We start from the raw sequence: 15,079 nt of genomic DNA on the forward strand, positions 1-15,079 counted from the left end.
GGTTCTGACCGTGCCCCGCGCATTGACCACCCGCGTCGTCCAGGACCCCAGTGACGGCTTCCGTTTCCTACCACACCTGCAGACGGAGCCGCCTGATCTGCGCGTCAGCTTCGACGTCCTTGGCGGCGGTCGAATCCGGGCCCGCATGTCGGGCACGTCGGTTCCAGCGCTCAAGGGAAGCGAGCACAAGGCCGACCTCAGCGCCCGGCCCGACGAGGTGCACAGTGCGGCGGCCCGGCTCTGTACACGCTGGAAGGAGCTGTTTGTCGACTTCCAGCCGGTCGACGACCACGGCCGGGCCCTTCGAGACCGGCGCCGCCCGTATGCGACGGCAGCCGACCTCAGCGCCGAGCCAGAGCACGAACTGCTCCGGGTCGTGGCTGATCTGGCCCGCGGCGGAGAATCTCTGCTGTTCGATACTCTGCTGCGCGGAGACGACGTACGAACCGAAATGTTCCGCACCTACCTGCGATCCGCGCTGTCCCAGGAGGGGCTGCGGGTGCGATTCGACTCTGATCTCCATCTGCCCTGGCCGATGCTCTGCACGGCCAAAGATTCCACCGTGTCCGCAGCTACCTTGAAGGCCACGTTCGCCCGCTTCCTCGGCCACCAGCACCAGATTGAGCACACCGGCGATGCCTACGCATGGATTGGGCCGCCTGTGCCGGTTCCGCAGCAGCCGGCCGTCAGCCTGAACCACGACGCTCGCGTGGGCCGGGCTACCCGAGCGGACGAGGTTGCGAAGGCTCTGGCGGAAGGTACGGAGTTCACCGTACGAACGACATACGATGAACTGGTCCGCGACTTCGGAAACGCGAACCTGGACGAGCAGTTGACGTACTTCTGGTGCCACGGCGAGTTCGTCAGCAACGAGCCCGAACCCCACGTACTAGTCCTCAGACTCACGGACGGCACCCCTTTCGACGGCCACACCGTGCGCGAGCTGCGGTCATGCCACCGCCACAGCCGCTTCCGGCCGCTCGTCCTACTGAACGCCTGCCATGCCGGAATCACCGGGGCGAGCACGGATCGATCCTTCCTCGGCCGCATGCTCATAGAGCACGGCGCGCAGGGTGTGCTCGGGCCGCACATCGCCATGCCCCAGGCATTTGCCGCCGAATACGCGCTTGAGTTCATCACACGGTACCTGCGCGGTGAGGAGACAGCCGGACGGATCACGTACGAGTTGGCCCGCCATTTCGCCGCCCGGTACCGGACCCCCCTCGGGTTCGCCTATGGGCTCCACGGCGGCATGGACACCCAACTTGACCGGACGAACCGAGGAGAAGAATGAGCCACACTGCGGCCGTCGCGGCCGTCGCGGCCGTCGACCTAGACGAGACCGGCTGGCTGCTCGACGCCGACAACGGCGAGCCGGTGCCCGAACATCAGCTGCACCGCTACTTCGAAGAGAGACTCGCCCCGCCGACTTGGGCAACGGACATCCTCGTCTACGTTCACGGCTGGCAGACGTCCCCCAGCTCCGCCGTCCGTACCGCTGAACGGCTATTGGCCCTGGTGCGTGACAACGCGGCGACGGCCCCAGCCCGCTATCCGGCTCTGGTGTCGGGAGGCTTCAACCCCTGGTGTGTCGTGGTTCGCTGGCCGTCGTCCAGCCCGGTCACCCCCGCCGGCTACCGCACGATCCGGGACAGGGCGCACGCGATGGGCGCACCCAGCGGAAACGGACATGCCGCGCAGATTCTTGGCCGACTGCTCGGGTATCTGCATGCCGAGCGGGCCGACCCCGGGGGAGCACCCGTGCTGGCCAACCGCGACGGGCAGTATCTTCATCTTGTCGGACACTCCTTCGGCTGCCGGTTCCTGTGCGAGGCGGTGCAGTGGGCAGCGGATGCCCAGCTGGGCGACACGCTCGGATGGAGCAGGGTGGGCCTTTCGCCCTCCCGCCCGTTCACCGCGGACAGCATGCTGCTGTTCCAGATGGCCGCACGACGCGACGCGTTCCTCTCGCTCTTTCCGTACATCCTGGCGCGGGAGGAGCATGACGGCGCTCCGCTGAGAGGCCCTATCGTCGCCACGTACTCCCGCCACGACCGAGCAACGGGCTTCTGGCACCTGCGGGCCGAGCGACAACCTGGCATCGGGCACTCCGGCATCGGTCCGGCACCCGCACCCATGTTCACCACACGTCTGCTGCCTCTGGACGAGAGCTACCCGATCTCCGCACTCGACCACCGCTTCGTCAACATCGACGCCTCTGACGTCTACGTCCGCGGTCGCCGGCTCAACCCGGCAGGATCCCACTCCGACCATGTCCGCCCGGAATCCGCCCACCTGATGCTGACCCTGGCCAACTACTCGCGTTGAAAGGGCAGGCCGTCGTGTCGGTGCGCCCTGCACGATGTGGTGGTGCACCGGGGGTGTCCCTCCCCTCGTGGCGTGGCGTCCGTGACGCGGTCCTGGGGGCCGATCGTGGACCTCCGTGTGGCGAGGGCCGACCGCTGGAGCGAGTCGGGCCAGCCGGCGCGGCCCTCGCCGTCGGCCAGGGGCAGGCCGTCCCTACGGGCCGTGAGTCGCATCCTCGTCCGCGCGGGGGAGGGGGAGGGGGGAGAGGGGGCACGCCGTGGCCATTGCGAGCGGCCCGGGGTTTGTGGGCATCGGAGGCCCGGTTGCCGCGACGGGGATATGTGGCCGTCCAAGTGAATGCTTGAGGGGCGCCCTGTGAAGAAAAAGTAAGCAACTATTTGAACGGGCGGGTACGCGTGGACCGCTGTTGCTTGATGTAGGATGTTTTGGCATGCTACAAGTCGCACATGCGTGATTATCCATACATTCGCCAACCCTCCACGAATTACCCTGGATCGTATTCGGCGACTTACGATGCCTGTTTTGGAGTCTGAATGGAGATCGGGATATTAGGCCCTCTTGTCGTATCGAAGAATGAGCCGCCAAGATACATCGAACTCGCCCCGAAACCCCGCACGGTACTCGCCCTTCTGCTGTCGAATTCGGGAGGGATAATCCCCGCTTCCTCCCTGGTGCGTGAAGTGTGGGGCGACGCCCCGCCGGTGAGTGCTCTAAGGAACATCCAGACCTACGTGCTCCAGTCACGCAAGGTGTTGTCCCAGGTCACAGGGGCTCCTGTCCGGTTAGTGGCCGCCGAGTTGCTCCTGACGCGGCCGGGCGGATACACCTTCAGCGATACGGCCGGACAATTCGACTACCGGCGTTATCTGGAACTCGCCGAAGCCGGTCGAAGAGTGATACGTGAGGGGGCTCTGGGTGAGGGAATCGACTTGCTGTCGAGGGCTCTCGCGACCTGGCGTGGGCCCGCATTCATAGACATCGTGGCCGGACCCGCGCTCGAATCCCAGAGAATTCAGCTCGAAGAGTCCAGGCTGGGTGTCGTGGAAATCCTCTCGGAAGTCCGCATCCGTGTCGGCCACTATCACGAGGCGCTTTCAGACCTGGCGGTTGCGGTGTCGGAGTACCCTCTGCACGAGGGATTGCATTACCAGTACATGCGCGTTTTGGACCTCGTCGGATCCAGGGCGCGCGCCCTGGAGGTCTTCAATCGCCTGCGGCTGAATCTGGTCTCTGAATTGGGCATCGAGCCGGGCGCCCCGGTGCAGCAGTTGCAGCACCGGATCCTCAACGCCTGGGACCTTGACGACGACGCCCCGTACGCGGCGTCGACGGGCCGGATGATGCGGGCGGGCTAGTGGCCGTCGGAACCTCTCAGTAGAAGAACACCTTCCGCGGTCCACCGGTTGCGCCGTTGCCGTTGCCGTGCGTGTTGACGGCAACGGCAACGGCAACGGCAACGCCCGGCAAAGGAAACCGCGACGGATCACCGCGATGGGCGTCCGGCGCGCGTCAGGGCCCGTTCGGCGGTCCGGTCGAGGAGCAAGTCGCGGTTCGGCCCGCGGGTCAGGCTGCCGCGGTCCGCGAACGGGTCGATCCTGCCGAGGATCCGCAGCGCCCCGTTGGCCGGATCGAACACGGCCCGGTCACGGGTGCTGAGCCAGCCCGGCCCGCCGTGCGGACCGTCGGCGAGGAAGCGCGCGGGTGGCTCCTCCTCGCCGAGGTAGGGGGTACGGGCCAGACGCACCTGCAACTCGCCGCCCTCCAGCCGCACCCGCGCCACCGGCACGACCAGCCCCACCGTGCCCGGGCCGTACCAGCCCGTGGGGTCGGCGGCCACGATGCCGGTCTCGGTGGTGCCGTACGCCTGGCCGATGCGGACGCCGTAGCGCTCCGTGAACCGCGCGTGCACCCGGTCGTCGAGCCGGTCGCCGCCCGAGATCGCACGCCGCAAGCCCGGCACGCGTACGGGGCGTTCGGCCAGGGCGAGTTCCGTGAAGTGCCCGGTGGTGCCGAGGATGGTGTCGGTGCGCGAGCGGATGGCGGTGCGCAGCGCGGCAGGACGGCCCGCGCGGGTCGGAAAGACGGTGGTGGCACCGACGTTCATGTTGTGCAGGAGGCCGCCGACCAGGTTGAAGGAGTGTGCGACCGAGCCCAGGACGAGCACGCGCGAGCCGGCCTCGGGCATGCCGCCGATCCGGCGGAAGACGTCGAGTTCGGCGAGCAGGGAGGCCGGGGTGCGTCCGACGGCCTTGGCGAATCCGGTGCTGCCCGAGGTGAAGTGGACCAGGCAGTGGTCGGTGGTGGCGCGGGCGCCCCCGCGCATGCGGCGCACGAGGATCTCGCACTCGTCGTGGAAGGCGAGCAGGGGGTGCCCGGTCGACCCGTAGGAGACGTGGAACTGTGGCTGGCAGCGGTCGAGGAGCCGGCTGAGCTCGCGGCCCCGTATCTCCTGCCCCATCAGCATCACCTGGGCGCCGATCGACCACAGGGCGAAGACCGACCACACCTGGGAGAAGCTGGGGGTGCCCTGGAGGGCCACGGTGGTGCCGGGCTTGATCCCGTGCGCCCTGAACAGTCCTTCGAGCCTGCTGGTCCGGTCGCGCAGGTCCCGGTAGGTCACCTCGTGTCCGGCCTGCGCCCATACAGCGTCCGCCGGGTGCCGTGCCAGGAGCTCCTCCCCCCACCAGCCGTGCTTGCTCTCGGGTAAGTCGCGCATGCGGATGCTCACTCCCCACTCGTGTCAGGACCGTGTCACACAGAACCGAACACCGGAACGCGGGAAAGGGTTGCATCGAGACCGGGCGAAGGGCCGGGCGAAGGGCCGAGGAAGGACCGGGGAGGGGCCAGAGAACGGCCGGGGAAGGGCCCGAAGGACCGGAAGAAGCGGGGGAGGGGCCGGCGGCGCGGGGGATGTGGCCGCCGGCCCCCGTTCACGGGCGGCCGCGAGGCCGCTGCGCTGGGGCCGGGGTCAGCCGGCTTCCAGGTCGAGGAGGTACTGCTTGGCGGCGCTCCCGCCGGCGTACCCGGTGAAGCGCCCGGAGACACCGACGATGCGGTGGCAGGGGAGCACGACGCACAGCGGGTTGGAACCGAGCGCCGTCCCCACGGCCCTGGCCGCCCGGGGCCGCCCGAGGTGCTCGGCGAGGGCGCCGTAGGTACCGGTGGTGCCGTACGGGACGAAGTGCGTCAGCGCCGAGACCGTCTCGCGGGAGAAGGGGGTGGCCAGGCGCAGGTCCAGCGGCAGCGAGAACTTCCGCAGCCGGCCGCTCAGATACGCGTCGAGCTGGGCGCGCGCCTCGTCGAGGACTGCCCCGGCGGTCCGGGCCGTGACGGGGTCCGGCCCCGGACCCGGCGCCGCCGGGAGCGCGGCGAGGCGCGGGCGTACGTCCTCCGGTGCGCCGAAGGCGCAGTACACGAGGGCATGGCCGGTCGCCGCGAGGGTCAGTGTGCCGAGCGGTGTCGGATGACTGACGAGCTCGGCGTCGTCCGTACGGGGCGAGTCGGCGGGGGGCATGGCGGTGATCCTTCCGGTGGTGCCCGGCATACGGTGCCGGGCACGCGGTGCGTCGGATGTCAGACGGTGAGGGGGCGGCAGCTGCGGCAGGCGCGATAGCCCGCCCGCCGGGCCTCGGAGGCACTGTGGAACGGCCGCTGGTGGGGCGGGGTGATGCGGCGGGCGTGGGCGCAGGTGGGATGGCAGTAGATGTTCGTGGTGTCGCTGCCCAGGAGGATCACGCCCCGTCCCGCCAGTGTGGCGATCCGTTCCATGTCGATCTCCTCGGCCGCGCGCAGTGCCCGGCCGGCGCTGGGCAGGTATCCCGCGTCGCAGGGCGAGCCGTCCTCGTACGTGATCCGGTGGCAGGGGATGAGCAGGGTCGCCGGGTTGGCGGCCAGGGCGGCAACGACGGTCGCCTCCCCGGCGGATCCGACACCGGCCTCCCGGGCGATCCAGCCGATGGGCCGCAGCTGTCCCCGCGGCACGGTCCGTACGGCCTCCAGCACGGTGCGCTGCTGCTCGTCCAGGCCGCCCAGGTCGATCGGCAGGGCCTTCGCCCGGCTGGTCCGCAGGGCGGGGCGCAGGCCGGGGAAGGGTGCCGTGGCGCGGATCGCGGTCCGTCGGGTCCGGCCCCAGTGGACCTCCTCGAACATTTCGGCGCTGGCGACCATCGCTTCCAGCGTGGCGCCGGTGATGGCGACGGGGCTGAAGGCCACGTAGAGGCCCCCTGCGTCCGTCCCCAGGTGGACGTACTGGTCGTAGCGGTCCCGGGAGATACCCACGTGCCGCAGTACCCGGAGTCCGAAGTCCACCGGAGCGGGAGTGGTGAGATCGGCCAGCGCACTCTCCAGATCGGGCTGCGATGAGGCAGTGCCCTCAGCGTTTGTACTCACTTCAACACCTCCCTTGTGGGCGGGTCCTTGGCATCCATCAGCTGACGAAGGCTACCGATACCCCGCGAGACCTGCGCTTTGACCGTTCCGACCGGACACCCCTGGGCCTCGGCTATTTCCACGTAGCTCAGACCGACGACGTGCCGGAGCACGACGGCGACCCGGGGGTTCTCCGGTAACTCCCTCAGAGCCGACACCAGCCGACGCCGGTCCTCGGCCGTCCCGGCCCGTTCCTCCGGCCCGGGGCGGGCGTCGGGCCAGGCCCGGCCGGCGTCCTCGACGGTGGTGGCGGACACGGGGCGGCGCACGCTGGTACGGACGTGGTTGCGCCAGACGTTCGCGGCGATGGCCATCAGCCAGGCTCTCGGACGCAGCTCACGACGGCGCTCGGGAGAATATTCCTGCAGCGCCGTGTAAGCGCGCAGGAAGGTGTCCTGCCCCAGGTCGTCCGCCTCGCTGGCGGATCCGGTGACCCGGAACAGGAACCCACGGACCGCCGTGGCATGGACCCGCACCAGCTCCGTGAAGCCGTCGTCGAGATCCGCTGCCAGGCGTTCGCTCACCTGCTCGGCCATTTCGTTCATCACTCAACACAACACCACGACTTCCCGGAGGGTTGCACGCGAGGACTGCGGTCTTCGCGTGCAACCCGTCCGAGGCAACCGGTGTTCCACCTTCCGCACGCCAGGAAACTGGCTCACGAAGCGAAGGGGAAGCAATGTCCGACCTAGAGGAGATGACCGGCACGCGGGGCGCGCCCGCGGCAGCGCCGCAGCGGATGACGGGTCAGCAGAAACTGGCGCTGGCCGTCCTGCTCGGTGCCCAGTTCATGCTCGCCGCCGATTTCTCCATCTTGACCGTCTCCCTGCCGGTGATCGGCGACTCGCTGGGCTTCTCCCTGGACAGTCTTCAGTGGATCACCACGGGGTTCGCCCTGCCCGCGGCGGGCTTCACCCTGCTGTTCGGCCGCGTCGGAGACCTGTTCGGGCGGCGCAGGATGTTCCTGCTGGGCATCGTGCTGCTGGCCGCGGCCTCGCTCGCGGGCGGGATGGCGCAATCTCCCACGATGCTGGTGGCCGCACGCGTCGTACAGGGCCTGGCGACGGCCATCTCGGTGCCGTCCGCCCTCTCCCTGCTGACCACGGCGTTCCCCGAAGGCCCGCTCAGGCAAAGGGCGCTCGGGCTCAACGGCGCACTGCTCGGCGGCGGTTTCAGCGCGGGCGCCCTGCTGGGCGGCGTACTGACCGAACTCTTCAGCTGGCGCTGGTCCTTCCTGATCAACGTCCCGGTGGCGCTCATGGTGCTGATCGGCACGCTGGCCGTCATCCCCGAGAACCGGACGGGCGGACACACCAAGCTCGACGTGCCCGGAGCCGTCACCGTCTCCGCCGGCCTGCTCGCGCTCGTCTTCGGCATCACCACCGCCGGTCACGAGGGCTGGGCGAACCCGGGCGTGTACATCTGGCTGGCCGCGGCCGTCGTCCTTCTGGTCGCCTTCTGGTTCATCGAGCTCAAGAGCCCGAACCCGCTCGCCCCCGTGCGGGTGCTGAAGCGGCGCACCGTCCGCTGGGGCAACTTCGGCGGGTTCGCCTCGATCGCCATGGCCACCGCGATCTCCTTCACCACCACGCTCTACATGCAGAAGGTGCTGGGCTTCTCGGCCTTCACCACCGGTGTGGTGATCGGTCTGCCGGGCATCCTGACCATCATCGGCGGCACGATCGCGCCGAAGCTGCTGGCCCGGATCGGCGCGCCCGCCGTACTGGCCCTGTCGCTGGTGGTTCAGTCCGTCGGGTACGCGGTCCTGCTGTGGCTGAACGACGGGAACTCGGGCGTCGTGCTGGTCCTCGTCGCGCTGGCCGTCGGATTCTTCGGCCATGCGTACAGCCTGGTGTCGTACATGGTGACGGCCACGTCCGGGCTGCCGGACGAGGAGCAGGGGCTGGCGACCGGTCTGACCACGATGAGCATGCAGATCGCGATCACGCTGGGCATCCCGGTGGTGAGCGCCGTGATCGCGGCGCGGACCTCGGCACTGGAGAAGACGGGATCGGCGTCCGACGCCGTACTGGGTGGCCTGCACGCGGGTGTGCTCGTCAACGCCCTGTTCCTGATGGCCTCCGCGCTGATCGTGTGGCTGTTCCTCGGCCGGGGCCGCGCGGCCCAGGCCACCGAGACCAAGGGCGGTGCGCGATGAAGCGGCTGGACGGAAAGGCGGCGCTGGTCACCGGCGCCAGCAGGGGAGTCGGGCGGGCGACGGCCGAGAGGCTGGCGGCGGACGGCGCCGTGGTCGCGGTCCACTACGCATCGGCCGCCGCCGCGGCCGACGAGGTGGTCGGGGGCATCCTCGCGGCGGGCGGCGCGGCCTTCGCGGTCCAGGCCGAATTCTCCGCACCGGACGCCGCCGAGCAGCTGTGGACGGAATTCGACAAGGGAATTGCAGAATTCAGCCACGATCCGGGGGTCGACATCCTGGTGAACAACGCGGCCACATCGGTCATGGCCACCCTCTCCGAGACGGCGCCGGAAGACTACGACCGGATGTTCGCAGTCAACATCCGAACCCCGTTCTTTCTCATCCAGCAGGGCCTGACGCGATTGCGCGACGGAGCTCGCATCATTAATGTGTCGTCAGCCGTCACACGCATGGCATTTCCTCAGGTCGTGGCCTACGGTCTGACCAAGGGCGCGATGGACACGCTCACGCTCACCGCCGCGCAGGAATTGGGCGGCCGTGGCATCACGGTGAACGCGGTATCACCAGGAACGCTCGATACGGACGTCAACGCGGGCTGGCTGCGCGGCAACCCCGAGGCCGGGCGGCTCGTCTCCGAACAGGCCGCCCTGGGCAGGGTGGGGCAGCCGGCCGACGTGGCCGACGTCGTCGCCTTCCTGGCGTCCGACGGGGCGCGCTGGATCACAGGCCAGGTCATCGACGTGAGTGGCGGTGCACGACTTTGAACTGCCGAAGGCGACGAGCTCGCCGAGACGAAGGGGAGGATCCCTATGGCTGTGAGTCAGGGAGAGGTCTACGAGAACCCACGGTGCCGGGAGCGCGTGGTGATCAGGACGCCCGCCGCGGAGACCGGCGGCGAACGGACCGTCATGGACGTGTATGTGCAACCGGGCGGAGCCGTGTCCGGATCGCACGTCCATCCCCTCAGTGAGGAGCGGTTCACACTGGTCCGCGGGCGCATAGCCTTCTCGATCGACGGGCGCGAGGTGGTGCTGGACCGGGCCGGCCAGAGCATCCTGATCCCGCCCGGTATCAAGCACCGCTGGTGGAACGCGGGCGGGGACGAGTCCCGCCACATATGCGAGCTGCGGGGCGGCGCCGACCGCTTCGAAAAGCTGGTGCTGCGCCAGCTCTTCGGCCTCGCCCAGGACGGCAAGACCTCCCCGGAGGGCATGCCGCACCTGCTCCAGCAGGCCGTCACCACCCTGGAGTTCGAGGACGTCCTGCGCTTCACCTCGCCGGCCTGGCCGGTGCAGCGCCTGCTGTTCGGGGCCCTCGCTCCGGTGGCCCGGCTGCTCGGCTACCAGGGCTGCAATCCGGAGTACATGGACCGCAAGCCGAGCGAGATCGCGGAGCTGGAGCCGCTGCCCGACGAGGTGTCCGCCTGGCACTACTGAGTACCGCCGGGGCCGGTTCGTCGGTTCGGGCGAAAAGGAGCGGGTGAAAAGGAGGGGTCGAATTTGTCGACCCCTCCTTTTCTTGTGCCCAGCCCTCGGAAGGTACGGTTCCAATTCTCTGTAGAATTTCTGTGACGGATCTGGTGCGGGCACTGCGAGGCTCGTCTGCATGAGGCCAAAACTTGTATCCGAGGCGTTGTACGCATACATCGTCGAGAACAGTCTTCCGGTCGATGACGCACAGCGCAGCCTGATGAACAGAACTGCTGCCGTCGGTGAACGCGCCCGAATGCAGATCGGAACTCCGCAAGGCACGTTCTTCACTCTTCTCACCCAGCTGATGTCGGCCCGCAAGGCCATTGAGATCGGCACCTTCACCGGCTACTCGGCGCTGAGCATCGCCAAAGGCCTGCCCGAGGACGGTCATCTCCTCACCTGCGACGTGAGCGAGGAGTGGACGGCCATCGGCCAGGACGCCTGGAAAGAGGCCGGCGTCGCCGACCGGATCGAGCTGCGCCTCGGACCGGCACTGGACACGCTGCGCTCCCTGCCGGCGGACGCCGACTGGGACCTGGCGTTCATCGACGCGGACAAGGAGGGCTACCTCGCGTACTACGAGGAGCTCGTTCCGCGGATGCGCCCCGGCGGGGCGATCCTCGTCGACAACGTCCTGTGGTTCTCGACCGTGGTCGACGACCCCGAGGGCGAGGGCGCCCCGATGCGCGCGTTCAACGCGCACGTGGCAGCGGACCCCCGTGTGGAGGCGGTCATCCTCTCGATCGGCGACGGAGTGACGCTCATCCGCAAGAAGGCCTAGCAAGAAGGCCTAGCGAGAGGGCCCAGCGAGAGGGCCCCGGCGAGAGGGCCCGGCGCAAGGGCCCGGCGAAGGCCCAGCAGGATCCCGCATCCGCCGCACAAGGGAGTGCCCGATGACGAGAATGTCCTCCTCCGGAAAATCACTGCGCCTGGCCCGGCTGTCCGGCCATGGAGACGGGCGCTACCTCTTCGTGCCGCTCGACCACTCGGTCTCCGACGGCCCGATCACCACCGCAGGCGCGTTCGACACGCTGATCCGTGACGTCGTCGACGGCGGCGCCGATGGCATCGTCGTCCACAAGGGGCGGGCGCGGGTGATCGATTCAGAAGTCCTCGCGGACTGCTCCTTGCTGGTGCACCTGAGCGCCAGCACACCCCACGGTCCGGACGTCAACGCGAAGGTGCTGGTCGGGGACGTCGAGGACGCCATCCGGCTCGGCGCGGACGCGGTGAGCGTGCACGTCAACATCGGCTCGGACACCGAGGCCGAACAGCTCGCGGACCTCGGCGCGATCGCCGCGGCCTGCGACCGCTGGGGCATGCCGCTGCTGGCCATGATCTACCCGCGCGGCCCCCGGGTCGCCGACCCGTACGACCCCGTCCTCCTCTCCCACGTCGTCAACATCGCCGCCGACCTGGGTGTGGACATCGTCAAGACGGTCTTCGCCTCTCCGGCCGAGCGCATGGCCGAGGTCGTCGCGAGCTCCCCGATTCCGATCATCGTGGCGGGCGGCGGCGACGGAGTCTCGAGCCTCGCCGACTTCGCCGCCTCCGCCCTGTCGGTCGGATGCAGCGGACTGGCCGTGGGTCGGCGGGTGTTCGGCTCGCCCGATCCCCGCGCGACCGTCCGGGAACTCGCCGGGATCCTGCACGGATCCGTCGGTCCCGACTCCCTCATTCCCACTACTTCCCCGCGAATGGCAGGTGTTCTGTGAAGCTCAGCTGGATTGACATACGGTCGGTTGGATCGGCGAAGCAGGCGATCGTGGAGGAGGCGATCCACGCACGCGTGGACGGCATCCTCACCGACGACCCCGCCGACCTGGCCGGACTGCCGCCCACCGTGCGCAAGGTCCTCTTCCCCCAGGGGCAGACGCTCCCCGAGGACCTCGGCGCCGCCGACGTCGTCATCGTGGAGGCGGCCAAGCACGGTGAGCCCGCCGAACTGGCCCTGCGCCACCCCGAGGTGGAGTTCGGCCGCTACGTCGAGATCGTCGACGCGGACACCCTCGAGGACGCCTGCCAGTCGGCGCGCACCGACCGGTGGAGCCTCCTGTGGTTCCGGGATCCGACCAAGATCCCGCTGGAGATCGTGATCGCCGCCGGAGCCAGGGCCGAAGGCAGCCTGGTCACCCTCGCCCAGGACGTGGAGGAGGCGGAGATCATCTTCGGCGTCCTGGAACTCGGCTCGGACGGTGTGCTGCTGGCACCCGCGGCCGTCGGGGACGCCACCGCCCTGCGGCGGGCCGCCGAGGCGGGCGTCGCGGACGTGGAGCTCGTGGAGCTCGAGGTCACCGCCACCGCGCACGTGGGCATGGGCGACCGGGCGTGCGTGGACACGGCCACGTACTTCCGCGAGGACGAGGGCATCCTCGTCGGTTCGACCTCCAAGGGAATGATCCTCTGCGTCAGCGAGACGCACCCCCTGCCCTACATGCCCACCCGCCCCTTCCGGGTCAACGCCGGCGCGATCCACTCGTACACGCTCGGACAGAACGAGCGGACCAACTACCTGAGCGAGCTGAAGGCCGGAATCAAGATCACCGCGGTGGACATCCACGGCCGGACCCGCCTGGTCACCGTGGGCCGCGTCAAGATCGAGAGCCGGCCGCTGATCTCGATCGACGCGGTGGGCCCCGGCGGGCGCACCGCCAACCTGATCCTCCAGGACGACTGGCACGTACGCGTGCTCGGCCCCGGCGGCAAGGTGCTCAACAGCACCGAGCTCAAGCCCGGCGACAAGGTCCTCGGCTACCTGCCCGTCGAGGACAGGCACGTGGGCTACCCGATCAACGAGTTCTGCCTGGAGAAGTGAGCCGGCCGTGGGAGCGGGCGCCCGCAGCCCGCTCCCACGGCGCCCGGTGGCACAGGCCGCGGCATCGACCGCCGAAGGATGAGAAAGGCACACGGATGCACATCTTTGGGACCCAGCGGTCCGCCGTACAACGCCTGCGGCTGACCCTCGACCGGCGTCTGGGAGCCGGCAACTTCTTCTGGCACGCCTGGGAGGTCGCCACCGACCGGGACCGGCCGCTGCTCTTCCACCCCGACGTCACCTCCGACACCTGGGACGAGGGCGAGCTGCCCGGGTACTCCCTCAACGACATGCGGATCATCGTGATCCGGTACGCCCACTGGTACCGCACCCACGGAGTGCTGCCGCACACACACGTCGGCATCCACACCCGCAACGGCATGTACGGCCTGCTGCACCACATCGCCATCACCAGCCTCGGCGCGGTCGCCGTGCACTGCAACCCCAGCATGGCCACGGCGACGGCCGCCGAGTACTTCCGGCGCACCCGTACGACGGTGCTCGTCGGCGACGCCGACCTGCTGGCAGGGTCCATCGACGCCTGGGACGAAGCGGGCACGGCCGCGCACAAGAACATCCTGATCGAGGACATCCGGCGGATCGACGAGACCGCGCCGCGCCCCTCGGCCGCGATGCCCGGTTTCCCGTACGAGCACCGGGGCGACGACCTGGTGATGATCTCGCACTCCTCCGGGACCACGGGACGGCCCAAGGCCCCCGTGTTCACGCACGACTCCTTCTTCGACGGCAAGCGCGAGCGGCTGTGGACCTTCCCCTCGCTGCGCTCCGACCGGATGCTCACCGCACTGCCGCACAGCCACTCGGCGGGCATCAGCTACCTCACCATGGCGCTCCTGCTGGGGATCCCGACCCTGGTCCTGGACGGGGCGGACGGAGCCTCGGCTGCCCGGGCGATCAACCGCTTCCGCCCCACGTTCGTCCTGGGCTTCCCGCTGACCCTGGCCGAGATCGACGTCACCCAGGTGACCCCGTACGCGGCCCAGTCCATCCACTCCTGGAACGGCATGGGCGACGCCTCCCACGAGCGGCACATCCGCCCGCTGACCTCGCTCGGGATCCGCCGCGAAGGGCGCCGCCGACTGGCGGGCTCGCGGTACGTCGACGGGCTGGGCTCCTCCGAGATGGGCATGGTCCTCTTCCGTACGGTGTACACCCCGCAGACCGCCGAGTACGGCCGGCTCATCGGACGCCCCGTCAAGGCCGTGCTGGACGCGGCCGTCCTCGACGCGCAGGGCGCCCCGGTGCCCGACGGCGAGGCGGGCCTCCTGGGCGTACGCACGCCCAGTGTGACCCCCGGCTACTGGGACGACCCGACCCTGGGACGGGAGTCCCTGGTCAACGGCTACTTCCTGACCGGAGACGTGGTCCGGCGCGACACCGACGGGAACTGGTACCACCTGGACCGCACCCCCGACGTGATCGCCGCCGCCACGGGCCCCGTCCACAGCCTCCCGCTGGAGGAATCGGTCCTCCTGACGACGCAGGCCCTCGACGCGGCCGTCGTTGCCGTCCAGGACCCCGCGCACCCGGGCTCGTCCCTGCCGGCCGCCGTCGTGCTGTTCCGCGACGACGTGGCGCGTTCGCCGCGCTGTCTGCTCGACCAGTGCAACGTCGCGCTGGCCCGCAAGGGGCTCGCCCCGCTGGCCGCACTCATCGTCGCGGCCGACCGCGGCGCACTGCCCACGGGGCCGACCGGCAAGGTCCTCAAGCGCACCCTGCGCGAACGGCACGGAGAGGTCCTGCACCACCCGGCCGGCGCGGGCACGGCGCACGATCACGATCACGAGCCGGCGCTCCGGCCATCCCTGCCGGCCGGGGCGGCCGCGCACTCCGAGTAGCCCGGGCTGGGACCCGCCG

Annotated in this window: 14 protein-coding genes; 10 read left to right on the forward strand and 4 right to left on the reverse strand. The window is 69.5% G+C overall.

What is annotated here, in order from left to right; translation table 11 throughout:
- The first annotated feature begins 10 nt into the window (after positions 1 to 10).
- From ACWCP2_RS06145 to ACWCP2_RS06155, 3 genes are all read left to right on the forward strand, one after another.
- Positions 11 to 1,294 (forward strand): CHAT domain-containing protein, encoded by a 1,284-nt coding sequence (locus tag ACWCP2_RS06145; protein WP_450907395.1) that lies wholly within the window; start codon positions 11 to 13, stop codon positions 1,292 to 1,294.
- The gene (locus ACWCP2_RS06150) at positions 1,291 to 2,328 is read left to right on the forward strand and encodes a hypothetical protein (RefSeq protein WP_450907396.1); all 1,038 of its coding nucleotides are present in this window, start codon (positions 1,291 to 1,293) and stop codon (positions 2,326 to 2,328) included. The genes ACWCP2_RS06145 and ACWCP2_RS06150 overlap by 4 nt, the downstream gene beginning before the upstream one ends.
- 533 nt (positions 2,329 to 2,861) lie before the next feature.
- A complete protein-coding gene (locus ACWCP2_RS06155; RefSeq protein ID WP_450907397.1) occupies positions 2,862 to 3,683 on the forward strand; it encodes an AfsR/SARP family transcriptional regulator in 822 nt (273 codons plus the stop codon).
- A gap of 128 nt (positions 3,684 to 3,811) precedes the next feature.
- On the opposite strand, the gene ACWCP2_RS06160 is transcribed toward ACWCP2_RS06155, so the two are convergent.
- The 4 genes from ACWCP2_RS06160 to ACWCP2_RS06175 form a co-directional block, all read right to left on the reverse strand.
- Positions 3,812 to 5,044 carry a class I adenylate-forming enzyme family protein gene (locus ACWCP2_RS06160; protein ID WP_450907398.1) on the reverse strand — a complete coding sequence of 411 codons (1,233 nt, stop codon included), beginning with the start codon at positions 5,042 to 5,044 and terminating at the stop codon, positions 3,812 to 3,814.
- Between the two features lie 252 nt (positions 5,045 to 5,296).
- On the reverse strand, positions 5,297 to 5,842 hold the full coding sequence (locus ACWCP2_RS06165) for a methylated-DNA--[protein]-cysteine S-methyltransferase (RefSeq protein WP_450907399.1): 546 nt from the start codon (positions 5,840 to 5,842) through the stop codon (positions 5,297 to 5,299).
- A gap of 59 nt (positions 5,843 to 5,901) precedes the next feature.
- The gene (locus ACWCP2_RS06170; protein WP_450907400.1) at positions 5,902 to 6,717 is read right to left on the reverse strand and encodes an MGMT family protein; all 816 of its coding nucleotides are present in this window, start codon (positions 6,715 to 6,717) and stop codon (positions 5,902 to 5,904) included.
- Positions 6,714 to 7,301 carry an RNA polymerase sigma factor gene (locus ACWCP2_RS06175; protein WP_450907401.1) on the reverse strand — a complete coding sequence of 196 codons (588 nt, stop codon included), beginning with the start codon at positions 7,299 to 7,301 and terminating at the stop codon, positions 6,714 to 6,716. Before ACWCP2_RS06175 ends, ACWCP2_RS06170 begins: the two co-directional genes overlap by 4 nt.
- Before the next feature lie 134 nt (positions 7,302 to 7,435).
- Between ACWCP2_RS06175 and ACWCP2_RS06180 the strand changes: the two genes are divergently transcribed.
- The 7 genes from ACWCP2_RS06180 (at position 7,436) to ACWCP2_RS06210 (ending at position 15,060) form a co-directional block, all read left to right on the forward strand.
- A complete protein-coding gene (locus ACWCP2_RS06180) occupies positions 7,436 to 8,914 on the forward strand; it encodes an MFS transporter (RefSeq protein WP_450907402.1) in 1,479 nt (492 codons plus the stop codon).
- Complete coding sequence (locus ACWCP2_RS06185; RefSeq protein ID WP_450907403.1) at positions 8,911 to 9,678, forward strand: SDR family oxidoreductase; 768 nt, start codon at positions 8,911 to 8,913, stop codon at positions 9,676 to 9,678. Before ACWCP2_RS06180 ends, ACWCP2_RS06185 begins: the two co-directional genes overlap by 4 nt.
- Positions 9,679 to 9,723: 45 nt before the next feature.
- The gene (locus ACWCP2_RS06190; protein ID WP_450907404.1) at positions 9,724 to 10,350 is read left to right on the forward strand and encodes a cupin domain-containing protein; all 627 of its coding nucleotides are present in this window, start codon (positions 9,724 to 9,726) and stop codon (positions 10,348 to 10,350) included.
- Between the two features lie 169 nt (positions 10,351 to 10,519).
- The gene (locus ACWCP2_RS06195; RefSeq protein WP_450907405.1) at positions 10,520 to 11,167 is read left to right on the forward strand and encodes an O-methyltransferase; all 648 of its coding nucleotides are present in this window, start codon (positions 10,520 to 10,522) and stop codon (positions 11,165 to 11,167) included.
- A 121-nt stretch (positions 11,168 to 11,288) separates the two neighbouring features.
- Positions 11,289 to 12,101, forward strand: a complete 813-nt coding sequence (locus ACWCP2_RS06200) for a 2-amino-3,7-dideoxy-D-threo-hept-6-ulosonate synthase (RefSeq protein ID WP_450907594.1) — start codon at positions 11,289 to 11,291, stop codon at positions 12,099 to 12,101.
- A complete protein-coding gene (locus tag ACWCP2_RS06205; protein WP_450907595.1) occupies positions 12,041 to 13,201 on the forward strand; it encodes a 3-dehydroquinate synthase II family protein in 1,161 nt (386 codons plus the stop codon). Before ACWCP2_RS06200 ends, ACWCP2_RS06205 begins: the two co-directional genes overlap by 61 nt.
- Positions 13,202 to 13,296: 95 nt before the next feature.
- Positions 13,297 to 15,060, forward strand: a complete 1,764-nt coding sequence (locus ACWCP2_RS06210) for a class I adenylate-forming enzyme family protein (protein ID WP_450907406.1) — start codon at positions 13,297 to 13,299, stop codon at positions 15,058 to 15,060.
- Positions 15,061 to 15,079 lie beyond the last annotated feature (19 nt).

The organism is Streptomyces sp. NPDC002104 (assembly GCF_053593795.1).

What these genes read in the sequence shown, in the direction of transcription:
- ACWCP2_RS06155 (WP_450907397.1), top strand. Translation starts at nt 2,862, where the DNA reads ATGGAGATCGGGATATTAGGCCCTCTTGTCGTATCGAAGAATGAGCCG.
- ACWCP2_RS06195 (WP_450907405.1), top strand. Translation starts at nt 10,520, where the DNA reads ATGAGGCCAAAACTTGTATCCGAGGCGTTGTACGCATACATCGTCGAG.
- ACWCP2_RS06190 (WP_450907404.1), top strand. Translation starts at nt 9,724, where the DNA reads ATGGCTGTGAGTCAGGGAGAGGTCTACGAGAACCCACGGTGCCGGGAG.
- ACWCP2_RS06180 (WP_450907402.1), top strand. Translation starts at nt 7,436, where the DNA reads ATGTCCGACCTAGAGGAGATGACCGGCACGCGGGGCGCGCCCGCGGCA.
- ACWCP2_RS06165 (WP_450907399.1), bottom strand. Translation starts at nt 5,842, where the DNA reads ATGCCCCCCGCCGACTCGCCCCGTACGGACGACGCCGAGCTCGTCAGT.
- ACWCP2_RS06185 (WP_450907403.1), top strand. Translation starts at nt 8,911, where the DNA reads ATGAAGCGGCTGGACGGAAAGGCGGCGCTGGTCACCGGCGCCAGCAGG.
- ACWCP2_RS06210 (WP_450907406.1), top strand. Translation starts at nt 13,297, where the DNA reads ATGCACATCTTTGGGACCCAGCGGTCCGCCGTACAACGCCTGCGGCTG.
- ACWCP2_RS06150 (WP_450907396.1), top strand. Translation starts at nt 1,291, where the DNA reads ATGAGCCACACTGCGGCCGTCGCGGCCGTCGCGGCCGTCGACCTAGAC.
- ACWCP2_RS06175 (WP_450907401.1), bottom strand. Translation starts at nt 7,301, where the DNA reads ATGAACGAAATGGCCGAGCAGGTGAGCGAACGCCTGGCAGCGGATCTC.
- ACWCP2_RS06160 (WP_450907398.1), bottom strand. Translation starts at nt 5,044, where the DNA reads ATGCGCGACTTACCCGAGAGCAAGCACGGCTGGTGGGGGGAGGAGCTC.
- ACWCP2_RS06200 (WP_450907594.1), top strand. Translation starts at nt 11,289, where the DNA reads ATGTCCTCCTCCGGAAAATCACTGCGCCTGGCCCGGCTGTCCGGCCAT.